Origin of the sequence: Brachybacterium avium, assembly GCF_002216795.1 — a bacterium.
Lineage (GTDB): Bacteria > Actinomycetota > Actinomycetes > Actinomycetales > Dermabacteraceae > Brachybacterium > Brachybacterium avium.
The window spans coordinates 874023-892497 of record NZ_CP022316.1 but is presented as its reverse complement, the minus strand read 5'-3'; the positions used below and the strand labels follow the sequence as shown (position 1 = coordinate 892497).

Annotated in this window: 16 protein-coding genes, 1 pseudogene and 1 riboswitch; of the genes and pseudogenes, 12 read left to right on the top strand and 5 right to left on the bottom strand. The window is 72.9% G+C overall.

Features of this window, described 5'->3' with window-relative positions; genetic code table 11:
- Positions 1-109: 109 nt before the first annotated feature.
- Complete coding sequence (gene purQ / locus CFK39_RS04060; RefSeq protein WP_089064382.1) at positions 110-835, bottom strand: phosphoribosylformylglycinamidine synthase subunit PurQ; 726 nt, start codon at positions 833-835, stop codon at positions 110-112.
- Positions 835-1107 (bottom strand): phosphoribosylformylglycinamidine synthase subunit PurS, encoded by a 273-nt coding sequence (gene purS / locus CFK39_RS04055; protein ID WP_089064381.1) that lies wholly within the window; start codon positions 1105-1107, stop codon positions 835-837. The genes purQ and purS overlap by 1 nt, the downstream gene beginning before the upstream one ends.
- A gap of 287 nt (positions 1108-1394) precedes the next feature.
- Here purS and CFK39_RS04050 point away from each other — a divergent pair, with 287 nt between their 5' ends.
- From CFK39_RS04050 to CFK39_RS04035, 4 genes are all read left to right on the top strand, one after another.
- Positions 1395-2120, top strand: a complete 726-nt coding sequence (locus CFK39_RS04050) for an MBL fold metallo-hydrolase (protein ID WP_089064380.1) — start codon at positions 1395-1397, stop codon at positions 2118-2120.
- Between the two features lie 49 nt (positions 2121-2169).
- Positions 2170-2772 carry a protein-L-isoaspartate O-methyltransferase family protein gene (locus CFK39_RS04045; RefSeq protein ID WP_089066280.1) on the top strand — a complete coding sequence of 201 codons (603 nt, stop codon included), beginning with the start codon at positions 2170-2172 and terminating at the stop codon, positions 2770-2772.
- Positions 2773-2840: 68 nt separating this feature from the next.
- Positions 2841-2949, top strand: a riboswitch (TPP riboswitch).
- 38 nt (positions 2950-2987) lie between these two features.
- Positions 2988-3692 (top strand): ECF transporter S component, encoded by a 705-nt coding sequence (locus CFK39_RS04040; protein ID WP_245822906.1) that lies wholly within the window; start codon positions 2988-2990, stop codon positions 3690-3692.
- Positions 3682-6117, top strand: coding sequence for an ATP-binding cassette domain-containing protein (locus CFK39_RS04035; protein WP_089064379.1), 2436 nt, complete (start codon positions 3682-3684; stop codon positions 6115-6117). Before CFK39_RS04040 ends, CFK39_RS04035 begins: the two co-directional genes overlap by 11 nt.
- 75 nt (positions 6118-6192) lie before the next feature.
- Here CFK39_RS04035 and CFK39_RS04030 read toward each other — a convergent pair whose 3' ends face one another.
- Together CFK39_RS04030 and purD are read right to left on the bottom strand one after the other, a co-directional pair.
- Positions 6193-7107: a phosphoribosylaminoimidazolesuccinocarboxamide synthase gene (locus tag CFK39_RS04030; protein ID WP_089064378.1), complete on the bottom strand. Its 915-nt coding sequence runs from the start codon at positions 7105-7107 to the stop codon at positions 6193-6195.
- Positions 7104-8405 carry a phosphoribosylamine--glycine ligase gene (gene purD / locus CFK39_RS04025; RefSeq protein ID WP_089066278.1) on the bottom strand — a complete coding sequence of 434 codons (1302 nt, stop codon included), beginning with the start codon at positions 8403-8405 and terminating at the stop codon, positions 7104-7106. The genes CFK39_RS04030 and purD overlap by 4 nt, the downstream gene beginning before the upstream one ends.
- A 139-nt stretch (positions 8406-8544) precedes the next feature.
- Here purD and truA point away from each other — a divergent pair, with 139 nt between their 5' ends.
- The 7 genes from truA to CFK39_RS03990 all read left to right on the top strand — a co-directional run bounded on the left by truA (position 8545) and on the right by CFK39_RS03990 (position 13217).
- Positions 8545-9504 carry a tRNA pseudouridine(38-40) synthase TruA gene (gene truA, locus CFK39_RS04020; protein ID WP_157697056.1) on the top strand — a complete coding sequence of 320 codons (960 nt, stop codon included), beginning with the start codon at positions 8545-8547 and terminating at the stop codon, positions 9502-9504.
- Positions 9505-9832: 328 nt separating this feature from the next.
- Positions 9833-10276, top strand: a complete 444-nt coding sequence (rplM, locus tag CFK39_RS04015; RefSeq protein WP_089064377.1) for a 50S ribosomal protein L13 — start codon at positions 9833-9835, stop codon at positions 10274-10276.
- Positions 10277-10326: 50 nt separating this feature from the next.
- Positions 10327-10836, top strand: a complete 510-nt coding sequence (rpsI, locus tag CFK39_RS04010; RefSeq protein WP_089064376.1) for a 30S ribosomal protein S9 — start codon at positions 10327-10329, stop codon at positions 10834-10836.
- A 178-nt stretch (positions 10837-11014) separates the two neighbouring features.
- Complete coding sequence (locus CFK39_RS04005) at positions 11015-11266, top strand: addiction module protein (RefSeq protein ID WP_089064375.1); 252 nt, start codon at positions 11015-11017, stop codon at positions 11264-11266.
- A complete protein-coding gene (locus CFK39_RS04000) occupies positions 11263-11580 on the top strand; it encodes a hypothetical protein (protein ID WP_089064374.1) in 318 nt (105 codons plus the stop codon). The genes CFK39_RS04005 and CFK39_RS04000 overlap by 4 nt, the downstream gene beginning before the upstream one ends.
- Positions 11581-11708: 128 nt before the next feature.
- Positions 11709-12923: a CoA transferase gene (locus tag CFK39_RS03995; protein ID WP_245822905.1), complete on the top strand. Its 1215-nt coding sequence runs from the start codon at positions 11709-11711 to the stop codon at positions 12921-12923.
- A 93-nt stretch (positions 12924-13016) separates the two neighbouring features.
- Entirely contained in the window at positions 13017-13217 is a 201-nt protein-coding gene (locus CFK39_RS03990; RefSeq protein WP_157697055.1) for a hypothetical protein, read from the top strand.
- A gap of 305 nt (positions 13218-13522) precedes the next feature.
- On the opposite strand, the gene CFK39_RS03985 is transcribed toward CFK39_RS03990, so the two are convergent.
- Positions 13523-16855 (bottom strand): DEAD/DEAH box helicase, encoded by a 3333-nt coding sequence (locus tag CFK39_RS03985; protein WP_089064372.1) that lies wholly within the window; start codon positions 16853-16855, stop codon positions 13523-13525.
- A gap of 165 nt (positions 16856-17020) precedes the next feature.
- Here CFK39_RS03985 and glmM point away from each other — a divergent pair.
- A pseudogene (gene glmM / locus CFK39_RS03980) lies at positions 17021-18366 on the top strand (phosphoglucosamine mutase).
- Positions 18367-18475 lie beyond the last annotated feature (109 nt).

Genomic DNA, 18475 nt, shown 5'->3' with positions numbered 1-18475 from the left:
TGCGGTACGGCGGTGCGGTGGCCCGGCGGTGCGGTGGCCCGGTGGTGCGGCAGCGCTGCGGCCCGGTGCCGCGGTGCGGCGGTCCCGTGCGGCGGCGCGGCCGCAGTGGTCAGCCGACCAGGCTGCTCAGCACCGAGGTGAACATGGTCAGGCCGTCGGTGCCGGAACGGGTGCCCTCACCGGGCTGGTCCGGACCGAAACCGGCCTCGACCGCGTGCTCCGGGTGCGGCATCAGGCCCACCACGTTGCCGGCGGCGTTGGTGATCCCGGCGATGTCGTGGCGTGACCCGTTGGGGTTGGCCTCGAAACCGGCGGGGCCGTGGGTGGCGCCGGCGGCGTAGCGGAACACCACTCGGCCCTCGTCCTCGAGCTGGGTGAGGGTGCGCTCATCGGCGACGTACTGGCCGTCCTGGTTCTTCAGCGGGATGCGGATCACCTGGCCCGCCTCGTACCCGCTGGTCCAGGCGGTGCGGGTGTTCTCCACCGTGAGCGGCTGGTCGCGGCAGAGGAACGCACGATGGGCGTTCTTGATCATCGCGCCGGGCAGCAGGTGCGTCTCGCACAGGATCTGGAAGCCGTTGCAGATGCCGAGCACCGGCATCCCACCCGTCGCGGCGTCGACCACTTTCTCCATCACCGGGGCGAATCCGCTGATGGCGCCGGCGCGCAGGTAGTCGCCGTAGGAGAAGCCGCCGGGCAGCACGATCGCGTCGACGTCCTTGAGGTCGCCCTCTCCGTGCCAGAGCGCGACGGGTTCGGCGCCGGCGAGCCGCACGGCGCGCAGCGCGTCCCGGTCATCGAGCGTGCCCGGGAAGGTCACCACACCGATGCGCATCAGGCCTGCGCCTTCCCGTCGGCGGCGTCCTCGACGTCGATCGAGACGACGTCCTCGATGACGGGGTTGGACAGCAGGGTCTCCGCGGCCTCGCGCAGGGAGGCGAGCACCTGCTCGGTGACCTCGCCCTCGACCTCGAGCTCGAACCGCTTGCCCTGACGGACCGAGGCGATGCCCTCGAAGCCCAGGCGGGGGAGCGCGGCGGCGACGGCCTTGCCCTGCGGGTCGAGGATCTCCGGCTTGGGCATGACGTGGACCACGACACGTGGCATGGGTGCTCTCCTGGGGGACGACGGCCGCGGGATGCGGTCCTGGCGGGTGAGGGCTGCGGGGCGGGCACGGTCGGCGCACGGGGCGGCCGACGGGACGAGCCCGACCCCTGACATGGTACCGAGCCGGAGCGTCCCGGCGGCGGGCTGCCCACCATGGGGTCCGCGTCTCGCCCGGGGCGCGGTCGCGCAGTGTGGGCGTTGTGGACTCAGCGCGGTCCGGCCCTGGGCAGGAGCCGTCCGCGACGATATGTTCGAGGCACACCTGACCTCGCCCCCGGGAGGACCCGATGAAGATCCACCACCTCGTCCATTCCTGCCTGCTCGTGGAGATCGCCGGGCGGCGCCTGCTCGTGGACCCCGGCGGCTTCAGCACGGAGGCCGTGCGCGGCCTGGACGCCGAGCTGCTGTCCGGACTGGACGCCGTGCTGATCACGCACCAGCATCCCGACCACCTCGACCGGGCACTGCTCCAGGAGGTGCTGGACCGGGCCGGCGGCGCCGAGGTGATCGCCGAGCCGGAGACGGCCGCGCTCCTCGCCGAACCCGCGGGCGATGCCGCCGCGATCCCGGCGCAGCGCCTGCTGGCCCTCGCCGCCGGGGACACGCATGAACTGCCTGCGGTCCCGGGCGAGCAGGCGGTGCGCCTCGAGGCCGTCGGCGGCCAGCACGCGGTCATCCACCCGGACATCCCCCGGGTGGGGAACTCGGGCCTGGTGCTCTCCGCCGGGGACGGTCCCCGCCTCGGCATCACCGGCGACTCGCTCGAACCGGTCCCGCAGTTCCGGGGCATCGACGTGCTCGCCTTCGCGGTGGTCGCTCCCTGGTCGAAGATCGGCGAGACCATCGACTTCCTGCGCGCTGTCGGCCCGGTGCTCGCGCTGCCGGTGCACGACGCGATCGCGAGCGACGCGGGCCGTCCGATCTTCCTGCGCCAGTCCACGAATCTCGCTCCCGAGGGCACCGAGGTGCGCGATTGGCCGGCAGACGGGGTCATCGAGGTCGGCGCGGACTGAGCACGCCCGGCCGAGCGCGCCGGGCCGAGGAGGTCGGGAAGTGAGCAAGATGCAGGAGCTGCTCGGCAGGGAGGTCCCTGCCGACCGGATCGCCCAGGCGATGCGGGCGGTGCCGCGGGCCCGTTTCCTCCCCGCCGCGCTCCGTCACCGGGCGGGCGAGGACGCCCCGCTGCCGATCGGTGAGGGGCAGACCAACTCGCAGCCCACCACCGTCGAGAACATGCTCCGCCTGCTCGAGGTGCGAGAGGGGCACCGGGTGCTCGACCTCGGAGCCGGCTCCGGATGGACCACCGCCCTGCTCGCCCATCTCGTCGGCCCCACCGGGGAGGTGCTGGGCCTCGAGCGCCAGCAGCGGCTGCTGAGCCCGGCGCGCACCGCGCTCGCCGAGACCGTGCCCGAGGGCCGGGCGAGGATCCGCGCCGCCCGGCCCGGCGTGCTCGGCGCCCCCGAGGACGCGCCCTTCGACCGGATCCTCGTCTCCGCCGGAGCCGGCCGCCTGCCGCCGGCGCTGCCCGCACAGCTGGGCGAGGGCGGGATCCTGGTCATCCCCGTCGGCCAGCAGATGCGACGGATCGCCCGCCGCGGCGACGCGCTGGAGGAGACCGTCCACGGGGCCTACCTCTTCGTGCCCCTCATCGAGGACCCGCCATGAGCCGAACCGGCCACGGAAGGGTCCGCCGGCTGGACACCGTGCACGGGAGGGACCGCTGCAGTTAGGGTGGCCCCGTGCACGGGAGTCCGGTAGGCCGGGCTGAGAGGGAGTTCTCGAACTCCGACCGTAGAACCTGATCCGGATCATGCCGGCGCAGGGAGCTCCGCCGAGCGAATGTCGCCGCGCGCCCGTGCCCGTCTGGAAAGGCACGGACCGTGATCCCCGCTTCTGACGACGCCTCCGCACCCACCACCGCTCCCGCCGCTGCCCCCGGCGGCCCGCCGCCCCCTGCGAGCCCGGACCCCGATCCCACACCCGCCCGCTCCCGACTCGGTCTGCGCGAGATCGTGCTGGTCGTCGTGCTCGGCGTGCTGTTCGGATTCCTGTACTGGGTGTTCGTCCAGGCCTGGAGCTGGCTGGCGATCGCGATGGGCCCCGCCGGTGATGTCGCCCAGCACGTGATCTTCGGCTCCTGGCTGTTGGTGGCCCCGATCGCGATCGCGATCATCCGCCGCCCCGGCGTGGGGATCCTCGCCGAGATGCTCGCCGGGACCATCGAAGTGGTGTTCCTGGGCAGCCCCGTCGGCCCGCTGCTGGTGCTCTCGGCCGCGCTGCAGGGCCTCGGCAGCGAGCTGCCCTTCGCCCTGACCCGCTACCGCCGCTTCGGCTGGGGCGTGTTCGCCGCCTCCGGTGCGCTCGGCGCGGGCCTGGTGTTCTTCTGGTCCGCGTACCGGATGGGCTGGTACGGCCAGGACCTGCTCACGCTGCGCCTGGGCATGCAGGTGCTCTCTGGGCTCGTCCTCGGCGGGCTGCTGGCCCGCGTGATCGTCCGCGCGCTGGAGCGCACCGGAGTGCTGACGAACTTCGCCATCGGTGCGTCGGCGCAGGCCGACGAGATCCCGCAGCGCCGTGTCCGCTGAGGCGGGAACGGTCCGGGACGACACATCGCGCCCGGTCGGGGCCGCCGCGTCCACCGAGCCCACAGCGCCTGCCGAGCTCGTCGTCGAGGCGAGGGACCTCGAGGTGGTGCTGCCCTCGGGCGCCGGTGTCGGCCCCTGGACCGGGACCCTGCGCGCGGGGGAGCAGGTGCTGCTGCTGGGACCCAGCGGCTGCGGCAAGTCCACGCTGCTGCGGGCGCTCGCCGGCGCGATCCCCGCCCATCAGCGGGGCCGGGTCACCGGGACGCTGCGGGTGGGGGAGATCGATCCGATCGCCGGCGGCGTCCTCGCCGCGTCCGCGGCCGTCGGATTCCTCGGGCAGGACCCGGCCGACGGGGTCTGCCTGCCGCAGGTGGCCGACGACGTCGCGCTCCCGCTGGAGAGCCGTTGCGTCCCGCCCGCGCAGATCGGCCAGCGCGTGCACCGCGCGCTGGCCGAGGCCGGGATCGATGACCTGAGCGAGCGCGCCGCCGCGACGCTGTCCGGCGGGCAGCTGCAGCGGGCAGGGCTCGCCGCGGCCGTGGTGGGCCGGCCCCGCCTGCTGCTGCTGGATGAACCGACCGCGATGCTCGACGCCGACGGGGTGCAGGCGGTGCGTGAGGCCGTCACGGCAGCCGCCGCCGGCGGCGAGGTCGCGGTGCTGCTGGTCGAGCACCGGCTCGACGACTGGGCGGGAGAGCGTGGGGTGGCGGGGCTGCCGCCGCGCACCATCGCCCTGGACGCCTCCGGTCGGGTGCTCGCCGACGGACCCACCGGGGAGGTCTTCGCCCGTCACGGCGCCACGCTGCGGGAGGCCGGGTGCTGGCTGCCGCGCGAGCTCGAGCAGCAGCTGGAGGGCGCGGCGGAGCTGAGTCCGGAGCGCTGTGCGGGCCCTGTCCGGGACCTCGCCCCGGACTCACCGGCGAATGCTGCGGCGGATCCCGCGAGGGAGCCGCTGCTGACCGTGCGGGGCGCCGAACTCGGCCATCAGGGTCGTCCGGTCCTCTCCGGGGTCGACCTCACCGTGCGTTCCGGGCAGTTGCTCGCCGTCGTCGGCCGCAACGGTGCCGGCAAATCCACCCTGCTGGGGGCGCTGTCCCGGCTGGATCCGCCGCTTCGCGGTGAGGTCGAGGGCGCTGCGGCGGGCCTGGTGTTCCAGCGGCCCGAGGCCCAGTTCGTGGCCGACACCGTGACCGGTGAGCTCGCGGCGTCCGGGGTGGATCCCGCCCAGGTCACGGCGATGCTCACCCGGCTCGGGCTCGAGGAGCAGCGGGAGGCGAGCCCCTTCGCGCTCTCCGGCGGTCAGCAGCGTCGCCTCTCCCTCGGCGCGATGCTGCTGACCGAGCGGCCGGTGCTGCTGGCGGACGAGCCCGGCTACGGCCTGGACCGAGCCGCCGCACACACCGTCCTCAACCAGCTGCGGGAGGCGGCTGATGCCGGGCAGGGGGTGGTCATCGCCACCCATGACCTGCGCACGGTGGAAGCGGCCGATGCGGTGGCCGTGATCGATGACGGCCGACTGAACGGGCCGATGCCGCCAGCAGACCTGCTGCAGGACACGGCGCTGCTGCAGCGCGCCGGGCTCGTCGCAGGAGAGCCGGTCGCGGACGCGTGCCCGCTGGCCGGGGCAGAGCCCCAGCCGGCCGCGGAGAAGCCTCCGTCGGCCGTGGAGCCCGACCCGAGGGCGGGCCCCCGGGGCCGGCTCGCCCGGCGCAACCCCACCGTGCTGCTGGCCCTGCTGACCGGCCTGAGCATCGTGTGCATCGCGCTCACCGACCCGGTGCCGCTGCTGGTGCTGTACGCGCTGCTCGGCGCCGGCGTGATGATCGGCTGCCGCCGCGGACCGCTGGCCCTGCTGCGCGGCCAGTTGCCGTTCGTGGTGTTCGCCAGCGGGATCTTTCTGGTCAATGTGGTCAGCCGCCCCGGGCACGAACCCTGGCCCGAGCTGCCGATCCGGATCACCGAGGAGGGGATCGTGCTGGGCGCGGCGCTGGCGCTGCGGGCGCTGGTGATCGGGCTCGGTGCCCTCACCGTCATGTGGGCGACCGAGCCGCGGAACACGATGGTGAGCCTGCAGCAGCATGCCCGCCTGCCCGCCCGGTTCACCTACGCGCTGCTGGCCGGACGCCGGCTGCTGGATGATCTGCCGCACCGGTGGGAGACGCTCACCCGCGCCCACCGGGTGCGGCTGCCGCTGACCGCCGCGGGTGCCGTGGCCCGGCTGCGGCCCCGTCACCTGCTGCGCTGCGCCTTCGGACTGCTGGTCGATGCGGTGCGCAGCGCCGAACGGATCGCCTTCGCCCTCGAATCACGGGGTCTCGGGGAGGGGGAGCGGACCCTCTGGCGGCCGGTCCCGCTGGGTCGCGGTGATGCGCTGCTGGCCTGCGGGATCGCGGCGGTGGTCATCGCCGTGCTGGTCCTGGTGTGAGGGGGCCGCCGGGTGAGGCGGCCCTGTCGCCCGCCCGGCGGTGCTGTCGCCCGCCTGGCGGTGGTCCGGCCCGGCTCAGAATTCCTGGCCGGTGAGGCGCTCGTACGCCTGGACGTACCGCTGCCGGGTCTGGGCGACCACCTCGGCCGGCAGTGCCGGTGGTGCGTCGGTGGAGCCCTTGGACCAGCCGGAGGCCGGGGAGGTCAGCCAGTCCCGCACGAACTGCTTGTCCAGGCTGGGCGGGGTGCGGCCCGGGGTGAAGGTGTCCGCGGACCAGAACCGGCTGGAATCCGGGGTGAGCACCTCGTCGCCGAGCATCAGGGTGCCGTCGATCCGGGAGCGGCCGAACTCGAGCTTGGTGTCTGCGAGGATGATGCCCCGCTCGTCGGCGATCCGCCGGGCCCGCTCGAACACCGCCAGGGTGAGGGACTCCAGCTGCTCGGTGAGATCCTCGCCCAGCAGCTCCCGGGCCTGGGCGACGGTGATGTTCTCGTCGTGCTCCCCGGGTGCGGCCTTCGTCGAGGGGGTGAAGATCGCGGGCTCCAGGCGGGAGGCCTCGGCCAGCCCGCTGGGCAGCACGTGACCGCCCACCGAGCCGCCGGCACGGTAGTCGGCCAGGCCCGAGCCGGTCAGGTGGCCGCGGGCGATGCACTCCAGCTCCACCATGTCCAGGCCGCGGCAGCGCACCGCGCGACCGGCCACGGCGGCGGGGACGTCGGTCCCGGAGAGCACATGATGGGGGACGATCTCCGCCAGCTGCTCGAACCAGAACAGGCTGATCCCGGTGAGCAGGCGGCCCTTGTCGGGGATGCCGGGCTGGAGGGAGTGGTCATAGGCGCTGATCCGGTCGGTGGCGACCATCAGCACCTCCTCGGCGGCCGAGGGCTCCACCCCGGCGGGGACGTACAGCTCGCGGACCTTGCCGGAGACGATGTGGTCCCAGCCCTCCAGCTGCGGGGCCTCGATCAGGGGTGCGGTGCTGGTGCTCATGCGGTCTCCTCCGACGCCCCGGGGGCGGTGTGCGCAGCGGCTGCGGCGCGGCGGGCGATATCGGTGCGGTGGTGGCTGCCCTCGAGGACGATCTCCTCGGTCGCCGCGAGCGCCCGGGAGCGGGCCTGCTCGAGGTCGGCGCCGGTGGCGACCACCGACAGCACCCGGCCGCCGGCGCTCACCAGGGCGCCGTCCGCGGCGGCGGTGCCGGCGTGGATGACGTGCGCGCCGCGAGCCTCGCAGGCCTCGAGCCCGGTGATCGGGTCGCCGGTGCGCACGGCGGCGGGATATCCGGCGCAGGCGAGCACCACGGTCACCGCGGCATCATCGCTCCAGGTCAGCTCGGCTTCCTCGATGAGCTCGCCGCGGGCGGCGGCCAGCAGCAACGGGGCCAAGGGGGAGGTGAGCCGCTCCAGGACCACCTGCGTCTCGGGGTCGCCGAAGCGGGCGTTGAACTCCACCACTCGCATCCCCCGCGAGGTCAGCGCCAGCCCGCAGTACAGGACCCCCACGAAGGGGATGCCGCGGGCGGCGAGCTCCGCGATCGTCGGGCGGGCGACCTTCTCCAGCACCTCGTCGGTCAGGCCCGGCGGCGCCCAGGGGAGGGGGGAGTAGGCGCCCATCCCGCCGGTGTTGGGGCCCTCGTCCTCGTCCAGCGCGCGCTTGAAGTCCTGCGCGGGGGCCAGCGGGACCACGCGGGTGCCGTCGCTGATACAGAACAGGGAGACCTCGGGGCCGTCCAGGTACTCCTCGAGCACCACCTGGCCGCCAGCGGTCAGCACCGCCTCGGCATGGATGATCGCGGCCGCGCGGTCCTCGGTGACCACCACGCCCTTGCCGGCGGCGAGCCCGTCGGCCTTGACCACGAAGGGCACATCGCCCAGGGGGTTGACCCGGTCCAGTCCGGCCTCGAGCTGCGCGAGCGCGGTGACGGTGACGGAGGCGGCGGTGGGGACCCCGGCCACGGCCATGATCTCCTTCGCCCACGACTTCGAGCCCTCGAGCACCGCGGCGGCGGCCGACGGGCCGAACACCGTCAGACCGGCTTCGCGCAGCCGGTCGGCGGCCCCGGCCACCAGTGGTGCTTCGGGGCCGATCACCACCAGATCGGGCTGCAGCTCACGGGCCAGGCGCACCTGGGCGTCCAGATCGCCGACGGGGGTGTCGTGGCAGGTCGCGAGCTGCGCGATGCCGGGATTGCCGGGTGCGGCGTGCAGCTCAGGGGCGGGATGGTCTGCGGCGAGGCGCCGGATGATCGCGTGTTCGCGACCTCCGGAGCCGATGACGAGGATCTTCACGCGGTTCAGCGTACCCAGCAGGTCCCCGGCGCCGGGCACCTGCCCGCACTGCGGAGGATGCGGCGCCGGGGGAGGGGCGGGCGGGCTCACCTCGACGGTCGACGAGACGTTCTGCTCCCGCGCCGTTACGATCGCTCTCATGCCCGTCGACCTCCCGCACGTGTCCGCGCCCGCTCCGGCTCCCGCTGCCGGCGACCGCGTCACGACCCGTCTGCGATTGGACCTCTCCTACGACGGCACCGACTTCCACGGCTGGGCCGCCCAGCCCGGTCAGCGCACCGTCCAGGGCGAGCTGGAGAAGGCGCTGGGCAGGATCGCCCGAGTCCCGGCCCGGGTCACGGTCGCCGGCCGCACCGATACCGGGGTGCATGCGCGCGGCCAGGTCTGCCATCTGGACCTGCCCGACACCGTGCTCGCCACCTTCCCCGGACGCTCGGACCGCAGCCCCGCCGAGGCACTGGTGACCCGGCTCGCCGGGGTGCTGCCGGGGGACGTGGTCGTCCACGTGGCCCGCGAGGTCACGGAGGACTTCGATGCCCGCTTCGGGGCGCAGTGGCGTCGCTACCGCTACCGGATCTCCGACGGCCCCGCCGCGCACGACCCGCTGCGCCGGGACGTGCTGCGCCACCGTCGGCCGCTGGACGTCGCCGCGATGTCACGGGCCAGCAGGGCGCTGCTGGGAGAGCACGACTTCCTGTCCTTCTGCCGCCCGCGGGTCGGGGCGACCACGATCCGCGAGCTGCGGGAGCTGCGCTGGGAGCGCCCCGGCGAGGGCCGTGCCGACGAGGGCCTGATCGTCGCGACGATCGTCGCCGACGCCTTCTGCCACCACATGGTCCGCTCCCTGGTGGGCGCGCTGATCGGGGTGGGCGAGGGCCGACGCGACGAGTCCTGGCCCGCGCACGTGCTCGCCGCCCGCACGCGAGAGGCGGCGACCCGCGACGGCGTCGGCGCCGCGCCGGTGTGCCCGCCGCAGGGACTGACCCTGGACCACGTCGCCTATCCGCCGGACGAGGAGCTCGCCGCCTGGGCCGAGCGCACCCGCATCCTGCGTCGGTCGCTGCCGCAGGAGCGACCCGCCCCGGCGCAGACGGAGTGAACTCCCCAGGTCTGCCGGGACGGGGCATCGACCGGGCGCAGATCACACCGCGAACAGTCGCTTCGCGTTGACGCTCCGCTCCCAGGGCCCGTAGCATGAGCGGTCGTTGTGCCTCGATGTGTGCCCGACTCCGCTGCCGTTCCTCACGGTCCGGCGCGATTGGGGATCTCACCCACATCCAGGACCGTCGTCGCGTCGTGAGCGGAACGGTCCGGGCTCAACCATAGGGGCCATGCTTTTACCCGAAGGAAGCGTGCCCACGGTCCATCGAACCGTGCCTGGTCGGCGTCCTGCCGCCCGGGCACCACTACGAGAGAAGAAGGCACGAGTGCGTACGTTCACCCCGAAGCCCGGCGATGTCGAGCGTTCCTGGTACGTCATTGACGCAAACGATGTCGTCCTCGGCCGGCTCGCTTCCCAGGCTGCCCAGCTCCTGCGGGGAAAGCACAAGCCGGTCTTCGCACCCCATGTGGATGCAGGCGACTTCGTGATCATCATCAACGCTGACAAGGTCGCGCTGACCGGAAACAAGCGGGAGGCGAAGCTCGCCTACCGCCACTCCGGCTACCCCGGCGGCCTCCGCGGCACCCCCTACTCCGAGCTGCTCGAGAAGAACCCCGAGCGCGCAGTGGAGAAGGCCATCCGCGGCATGCTCCCCAAGAACAAGCTCGCTGATCAGCAGATCAAGAAGCTGAAGATCTACTCGGGCGCCGAGCACCCGCACGCCGCTCAGCAGCCCGTTCCGTTCACCATCGATCAGGTGGCGCAGTAAGCGGGTGCCCCGCCACTCCGCCCTGCCGCACGGAAGAACCAAGGAGAACCGTGACTGAGACCACCCCCGAAACCACCGAGGTCCTCGAGGACGTGACCGAAGAGTCGGCACCCTCGAGCTTCACCACCGAGTCGACCGGCGAAGCCGCCGTCGGCGCCGGCCAGTCCGCGATCGCACCGGGCTACGGCACCGGTCGTCGCAAGCGCGCGATCGCTCGCGTGCGCCTGGTCCCCGGCTCCGGCCAGTGGACCCTGAACGACCGCAGCCTCGAGGACTTCTTCCCGAACAAGCTGCACCAGCAGGAGATCAACGATCCGTTCACGGCTCTCGATCTCCAGGGCCGCTTCGACGTGATCGTCCGCGTCCACGGCGGCGGCCCGTCCGGTCAGGCCGGGGCCGTGCGCCTCGGTGTGGCCCGCGCGCTGAACCAGATCGACGAGGAGACCAACCGCGCGACCCTCAAGAAGGCAGGCTTCCTGCGCCGCGATGATCGCATCATCGAGCGCAAGAAGGCCGGTCTGAAGAAGGCCCGCAAGGCGCCTCAGTACTCCAAGCGCTGATCGGCTGCGGGGCACTGCTCCGCACCGCCCACGCAGTACACGCGATGCCCTCGACCTCCGGGTCGGGGGCATCGTCGTGTGCGCGGGGCTTCCGCGTGTGCCACGACCGGTGCGATCCGGGCGCATGGTGCGGGCGGATCCAGTGGCAGGCGTCGGGGCGCCGTCGTAGGATCGAGATATGTCCGCCAAGCTGACGAGGTACGTCGAGGCCGGCTACTCACTCACCCCGGAGGAGCGCCTGGCCGCCGCCCGCATGCTCCGGCTCAGCGTGGATCAGGACTCCCGCCACGAGACGGTCGAGGTCGAGGCTGCTTGGCGCGGGGAGGTCGGCCATCGGGTCGACACCGTGCTCGCGGGGGAGGTGGAGCTGGTCGATGCGGAGGAGACGTACCGGATGCTCTCGGCGGAGCTCGCCTCGAAGCACCGGTGAGGTTCACTCAGCGGGAGCACCCCGAAGCGCGCGATGAGCTGCGCGCAGGGGCCCTCTGGTACGACGATCCGGCCACCGGCCAGGAACTGCTCGACGCCACTCTCCACGCACGGCGCAGCATTGCGGCAGCGCCCGATGCCTGGCCACCGTTTGGGATCGAGGATCGGCCGCCGGTGGTACGGAAGAAGAGGGTGCGTGGCTTCCCCTATCTGGTGATCTATTACGTGATGGCCGGCGAGATCGTGATCGTCGCGTACGCCCACGAGAAGCGACTTCCCGGCTATTGGGCGCAACGGGTGGAGAAGTTGACGTGAGCTCTCCGCGCAGTGAAGGGGCTCGGGCCGACGACGCTCATCGCGCGGGGCCCGACCCGGTAGAGCACGTCAGGCCCCGCCGTTGGTGGACGGGTCCGCTCGACGTCGAACAGCTGGCGTGGAGTTCCGTGCAGCGCGCCCGGGACGCCGCCGCGGAGATCGCTGCCGCGCGGGGGGTCGACCTGGACCTCGACACCACCCCGGAGCTGGTCGCCGCGTCATTCGCCGCGATCGATCACCTGCGCATCGATGGGCGCGCCCCGCAGCCGTGGGGTGAGTTCTCCGGGTTCGTCGCGGCGCGTGACGGCTGGGTGCGCCTGCACGGGAACTACCCCCACCACGCCGCAGTGCTCCGCGAGGTGCTGGGCGTGGATGACCGGTCGGGGCTCGAGCGCGAGATCGGACGGCGCGACGCGGCGGAGGTCGAGGCGCGGATCTCCACTGCCGGCGGGATCGCCGTCGCTGTGCGGACCGAGGAGCAGTGGCGCCGGCATCCGCACGCGGTGGCCACGGCGGAGGAGCCCTGGTCGCGAGTCGAAGATCGTGGTGAGCGATCGGCGCTGAGCGCCGTCGAGCACGCAGGTGGGGACACAGAATGCGGTCCGCTGCCGCTGGTCGGCGTGCGCGTGCTGGATCTGACCCGGGTGATCGCCGGGCCGACCTGCACGCAGCTCCTTGCCTGCCTGGGCGCCGACGTGCTGCGCATCGATCCGCCGCACCGGCCCGAGATCCTCGACCAGCATCTCTCCACCGGAATGGGTAAGCGCTCGACGGTGCTGGACCTGCGACGACATGAGGACGCGGACCGGGTGCGCGCCCTGGCCGGGCAGGCGGACGTGATCCTGGACGGCTACCGTCCCGGGGCTCTCGAACGCCTCGGATTCGGGGTCACGGACCTCGAGCAGCTTGCTCCACAGGCCGTGATCGTCTCGCTCTCCGCCTGGGGCGAGCACGGCCCGTGGGGGCAGCGCGCAGGCTTCGACTCGATCGTGCAGGCCGCCACGGGGGTCGCGGTGCGCTGCGGCACCGATGAGCACCCTGGTGCGCTTCCGGTGCAGGCCCTCGATCACGCCACCGGCCACCTCCTGGCCGCGCACGTCCTCGAAGCGCTCGCCCGCGGCCGTGCGGTCACGGTGCGGGCGAACCTGCTCGGGGCGGCACGAACCTTGCTGGATCTGCCGGCGCCGACGGGGGACCTGGCGGCACTCGAGGTGCCGCGACGTCGTGTCTCGTCCGAGGCCGGAGTGCTCGAGGCCGTCCCGCCGCCGCTCACCCTGGACGGCCGAACCCTGGAGCAGGACGTCGGACAGTACGGTGCTGGGCGCGCGGAGTGGATAGCCTGAGGGGAGCTCAGAGCCGCTGGCGGCCGTGCAGGGCGAGAGAGCTGACTATCGCCGCGCAGGGCGGAATGCCAGTGACGAACAGAGGGGAACAGAGTGGGAGACGTGGGCCGGATCGTCGCTGCAGGCGATGACTTCCTGGCGATCGGCGCCTGGGAGGTGCTGGTCATGCTGGTGCTGCTCGTGGGCGCGATCGCGATCGTCGCCGTCGGTGTGCGCCTGGCCCTGTGGTGGCGTGGTGGCGCGACCGATCAGCCACGTGCCGACCGCTCGCCGCGGCACCGGGATCGCACCTGACCGGACGCGGCGGACACCAAGCACCGATCCCACCTTGAGCCCGACGCGCGGGCACTGGCCCGGGGTTCAGCCCGACGCGCGGGCGCCGACCCGCGGTTCATCTCGACGCGCGGGCGCCGACCCGCGGTTCATCTCGACGCGCGGATCGATTCCCCCGATCTGCTTCACCCATGGGCTGTATCGGGGGAACGGGCGGGGTGAACTGGGGTGTCGTCAGCTGTAGACCCGGCTACCGGCTACCGGCTACCGGCTACCGGCTATCGACTGCTGGCTATCGACTGCCGGCTGCCGGCCGCCCGCTCAGTTCAGCTGAGCAGCTCCTTCAGATCCTCCGCGGTCACTGCGGAGCGGAACGCCTCGCCACCGTCGGTGAGCGCGTCGAACAGCTCGGCCTTGCGCCGCTGGAGTGCGAGCACCTTCTCCTCGATGGTGTCCTCGGCGATCATCCGGTACACCATCACCTGGCGCTCCTGACCGATGCGGTGGGCGCGGTCGACGGCCTGGTTCTCCGCGGCCGGGTTCCACCACGGGTCCAGCAGGAAGACGTAGTCCGCCTCGGTGAGGGTGAGGCCGAAGCCGCCCGCCTTCAGCGAGATCAGGAACACCGGGGCGTCGCCCTCGCGGAAGCCGGTCACCGCGGCGTCGCGGTCCCGGGTGGAGCCGTCCAGGTGCGAGTACCGCACCTCGCGCCTCTCCAGCTCGGCCGCGACCCGGTCCAGGTACGAGGTGAACTGGCTGAACAGCAGCACCCGGTGCCCGTCTCCGATCACCTCCTCCAGCCGGTCGAACAGCGCCTCAAGCTTCGAGCTGGGCACGTCCGCGTACTCCTCGGCGTCCACCAGCGACGGGTCCAACGCCAGCATCCGCAGCAGGGTCAGGGAACGGAACACGATGAAGCGGCTGCGGTCCAGATCGGTGTCGATCAGGCCCAGCACCTTCTTCCGCTCCCGCTGCAGCACCGAGTCGTAGACCGCGCGATGCTCCGGCGAGAGGGTCACCGTGAGCACCTGCTCGCGCTTCTCCGGCAGCTCGGCGGCGACCAGCTCCTTGGTGCGGCGCAGCAGGAAGGGCCGCACCCGGCGGCGCAGCAGCTCCATCCGGCCGGGATGATCACCGGTCTCGATCGGCAGCGTGTACCGCTTGCGGAACCCGAGCGCGGTGCCGAGCAGGCCCGGGGCGACCAGGTCGAAGATCGCCCACAGGTCATCCAGCGAGTTCTCCATCGGGGTGCCGGTGATCGCCAGGCGGAAGCCCGCACGCACACCCTTCGCCGCCCGGTGGGTGCGGGAGCGGCGATTCTTCACGAACTGCGCCTCATCGAGCACGAAGCCCTGGAAAGGCGTGCCGGCGAAGTCCTCCTCATCGATCCGCAGCACCGAGTAGCTGGTGACCACTACGTCCGCACCGACCATCGCCGCGGCCAGATCCGTGCCGCGGGAGGCGGCGGTGCGGTCCAGCACCCGCACCGTCAGGCCCGGGGTGAAGCGCTCCGCCTCGCGCCGCCACACCGGCAGCACCGAGGCCGGCGCCACCACCAGGAACGGCGGATCCTCGGGGGCCTGCTCGCGGGCGCGGGTGATCAGGGCGAGGGTCTGGATCGTCTTGCCCAGGCCCATGTCGTCGGCGAGCACCCCGCCGAGCCGGTGCGTGAACAGGAAGGCGAGCCAGGTGAAGCCCTCGAGCTGGTAGGGCCGCAGCTCCGCGTGCAGGGAGCCGGGAAGCGGGGGAGCGGGGGTCTGCTCGAGCGAGCGCAGGGACAGCGCGGTGCGGCTCCACTCCTGGGACGCGACCGTCTCGTCGGCCGCTTCCTGCAGGTCGTCCCACATGTCCACCTGGAAGCGGGAGATCTGCTGCTGCTCGGGCTCCCACTCCGCGAGCGCCTCGCCCTCGCGGATCAGCTCCCGCAGCGCATCGAAGGCCGGATGGTCCAGCGAGAAGTAGGTGCGGTCCGGCATCAGCAGTGTCGAACGCCCTCGGGCGAGCGCCACGAACAGGCTGGGGAACGGGATCTGCCGGCCCTCGATGGTGATCTCGAACCCGAGGTCGAACCAGTCGTTCTTCCCCGGCGAGGCCTGCTGGGTGATGCGCACGCGCGGATCGCCGTCCAGCTCCCGGTAGGCGTGGCGGGTGCCGGTCACCTCCACCTCGACATGATCCAGCGCGGCGAGATCGTCGAGCACGTGCTCGGTGAAGCGGGCGGTGTCGGTGCCGCTGAGCAGCTCGGGTGTATCGGTGGGGGACAGCGGCCACAGGCTCATCGCCTCGGCGATCACGGCCTCCTCATGGGCGAGGTCGCGGTGGGCGCCGTGGCGCTGGTCCATCGGCAGCTGCCGGTCCGGCTCGTGGTAGCGCCAGGACCAGCGCAGTGAGAGGCGGTCCCCGGAGGCGTAGCCGGCGCTCAGGTGCAGGGTGGGCCGGCGCGCCGCGGGCAGCTCGACGCTGCCGTCGTCACTGGTGATCGTGGTCAGGGCGCGCAGCTGCGGGTACGCGACCTCGAGGAAGGCCTCGCGGTCCGCGGGCGGGACCACCAGCGGCTGCCGACGGTGCAGCAGGGTGCGCAGCGCCCGGGGCACGGCGGCGCTGAGCGGGGCGAGACGGGCCAGGAGCTGCTCCTCGGCGAGCTCCTCGACGTCGAGCACACCGGAAGCGCCCAGCAGCCGTCCCTGCTCCACCGGCCGCCCACCGATGCTGATGCGCGGGGTGACCTGCAGCTCCTGGGAAGGACCGCGGGTCTGCAGGTCCAGCCCCACCTCACCGCCGCCGACCAGCTCGATCGCGGCGAGACCGGCGCCGGGCAGGAACTCCACCCCGGCGGCCCGGGCGTGCTCGAGGGACTGCCACAGCAGCGGCGAGGTGATGGAGTTCAGCCAGAGGTGCTCGATCGCGCCGCTGGAGTAGGAGCGCTCGACCGAGGCCGCCGCGAAGAGGCGGGTCAGGGCCTCTCCGTGGGCCGGATCGTACTCCCGCCCGGCCAGGCGGAACTCGAAGGTGCGCCAGGACAGGTCGCCCTTGATCCAGGTTCCCTTGCGTCCCCGGGTCAGCGGCCGCATCCCCAGCCACAGCTCCGCGCCGGAGTGCAGGTGCGCGGCGGTCGCGGTCTCCCGGTGGTGGCGGGAGGTGCCGGTCCCGGAGGTGCCCGCCTCGAGGTCGAAGCGCAGCGCGAGCGGGCGCGGGAGGGTTGCGGCCGAGGGCCCCGAGCTGCCGGTGGCGCTGGTGGTGACCGACGAGTTCAGCAGTGGCCGCAGCACGCTGCGCCATTCGGCCGGGGGGCTCTCGTGCATGGCCTGGGTGCCCAGGTCGTTGACCCGGTACAGGGTCGCCGCGACGTGCACGCACGACTCCCCGACGAGGCAGTCGCAGCCCGAGCGGCGCGGGCGCCATAGCCCGCCGGGCCCCGGGGCGTGGAAGCGGCGGGAGACGGAGTCGTCCTCGTACTCGGCCAGCTCCACCTCGGCGCGGTGGACGGCGCCGTCCTCGTCGGCGACCTCCGCCGACACGACCGAGGTGGCCGGGTCCCAGGTGACATCGCTGACCCGGCCGGCCCGGGCGGCGCCGAGGCCGCGGCTCGCGGTGCGATCGCCCACGTGATGGCTGATCGCGGAGGGCAGCAGTCGAGGGAGCAGGACGGGATCGGACATCCCTCCAACGTAGCCCCCGGCCCGCCGCCGTGACGAGGAACGGGAGCGGCCGGCAGGCCCTCAGCGGGTAGTCTCACAGCGGACACCGGCGCGGAGGCCGCGCGGCGCTGCCGTGCAGCAGCTGCCCCGTCGGCCCCGGATACCCATTCTCGTGAGGAGAACCCTGTGGCACGACTCTTCGGCACCGACGGAGTGCGCGGACGCGCGAACGGCGACATCACCGCGGAGCTCGCGGTCGAGCTGAGCGTGGGCGCGGCCCATGTGCTCGGCACGCTGGGCGCCTTCGGCGGCACCCGGCCCCGCGCGATCGTCGCCCGCGACACCCGCCCCTCCGGCGACTTCCTCTCCGCCGCGGTGTGCGCGGGGCTCGCCGCCGCCGGGATCGACGTGCTCGATGCCGAGGTGCTGCCCACCCCGGGGCTGGCGTATCTGGTGCAGTCCACCGGCGCGGATCTGGGCGTGATGATCTCCGCCTCCCACAACCCCGCCCCGGACAACGGCATCAAGTTCTTCGCCCGCGGCGGCACCAAGCTGCCCGACCAGGTCGAGGACGCCATCGAGGCCCGCCTCGGCGAGCAGTGGGACCGCCCCCAGGGCACCGACGTGGGCACCATCAACCGCTACGAGGGCGCGGTCGAGGCCTACGTCGAGCACCTGGTCTCCACCATGGACCGTTCGCTGGAGGGGCTCACCGTGGTCGCGGACTGCGCCAACGGTGCCGCCCACCTCACCGGGCCCGAGGCGCTGCGCCGCGCCGGCGCGACCGTGCACGTGATCGGAGACCTCAGCGACGGCGGCCTGATCAACGACGGCGTGGGATCCACCCACCTCGGCCCGCTGAAGGCCGCGGTGCTCGAGCACGGCGCGGACATCGGCGTCGCCTTCGACGGCGACGCGGACCGCTGCCTCGCGGTCGCCGCCGACGGGGAGATCATCGACGGCGACCAGATCATGGCGATCCTCGCCCTGGACCTCAAGGAGCGCGGGAAGCTCCACGACGACACCCTGGTGGTGACCGTCATGAGCAACCTCGGCCTGAAGCTCGCCATGAAGGAGCACGGGATCGTCCTGGCGCAGACCGGCGTGGGCGACCGCTACGTGCTCGAGGAGATGAACCTCGGCGGCTACTCCATCGGCGGCGAGCAGTCCGGCCACGTGATCATCGCCGAGCACGCCACCACCGGCGACGGCGAGCTCACCGCCCTGCACCTGCTGCAGCGGATGGCGGAGACCGGCCGCCCCGCTCGCGAGCTCGCCGACGTCATGACCCGCCTCCCGCAGGCGCTGCTCAACGTCAAGGACATCGACAAGGCCAAGGCCACCATCGACCGCGGGGTCGCCGACGCGATCGCCGCCGCCGAGGCCGAGCTGGGGAGACCGGCAGGGTGCTGCTGCGCCCCTCGGGCACCGAGCCGGTCGTGCGCGTGATGGTCGAGGCACCGACCGACGAGCAGGCGTCCGAGCTGGCCGAGCGTCTCGCCGTCATCGTCCGGGAGCGCGTGGGGCTCTGAGCCTTGGGACGGGGGAGACCTGCCGCAGGGCCTGTGAGGACCGGGCCTGCTGAGCCTGACATGTCGAAGTGAGTGTTTCCGTTCCCCCGATCTCGCTCACCGCTGGGGC

Excerpts from the sequence above, each read along its gene's own strand:
- CFK39_RS03985 (WP_089064372.1), bottom strand. The coding sequence starts at position 16,855 with ATGTCCGATCCCGTCCTGCTCCCTCGACTGCTGCCCTCCGCGATCAGC.
- CFK39_RS04045 (WP_089066280.1), top strand. The coding sequence starts at position 2,170 with ATGCAGGAGCTGCTCGGCAGGGAGGTCCCTGCCGACCGGATCGCCCAG.
- CFK39_RS04030 (WP_089064378.1), bottom strand. The coding sequence starts at position 7,107 with ATGAGCACCAGCACCGCACCCCTGATCGAGGCCCCGCAGCTGGAGGGC.
- purQ (WP_089064382.1), bottom strand. The coding sequence starts at position 835 with ATGCGCATCGGTGTGGTGACCTTCCCGGGCACGCTCGATGACCGGGAC.
- truA (WP_157697056.1), top strand. The coding sequence starts at position 8,545 with ATGCCCGTCGACCTCCCGCACGTGTCCGCGCCCGCTCCGGCTCCCGCT.
- CFK39_RS04005 (WP_089064375.1), top strand. The coding sequence starts at position 11,015 with ATGTCCGCCAAGCTGACGAGGTACGTCGAGGCCGGCTACTCACTCACC.
- CFK39_RS04050 (WP_089064380.1), top strand. The coding sequence starts at position 1,395 with ATGAAGATCCACCACCTCGTCCATTCCTGCCTGCTCGTGGAGATCGCC.
- purS (WP_089064381.1), bottom strand. The coding sequence starts at position 1,107 with ATGCCACGTGTCGTGGTCCACGTCATGCCCAAGCCGGAGATCCTCGAC.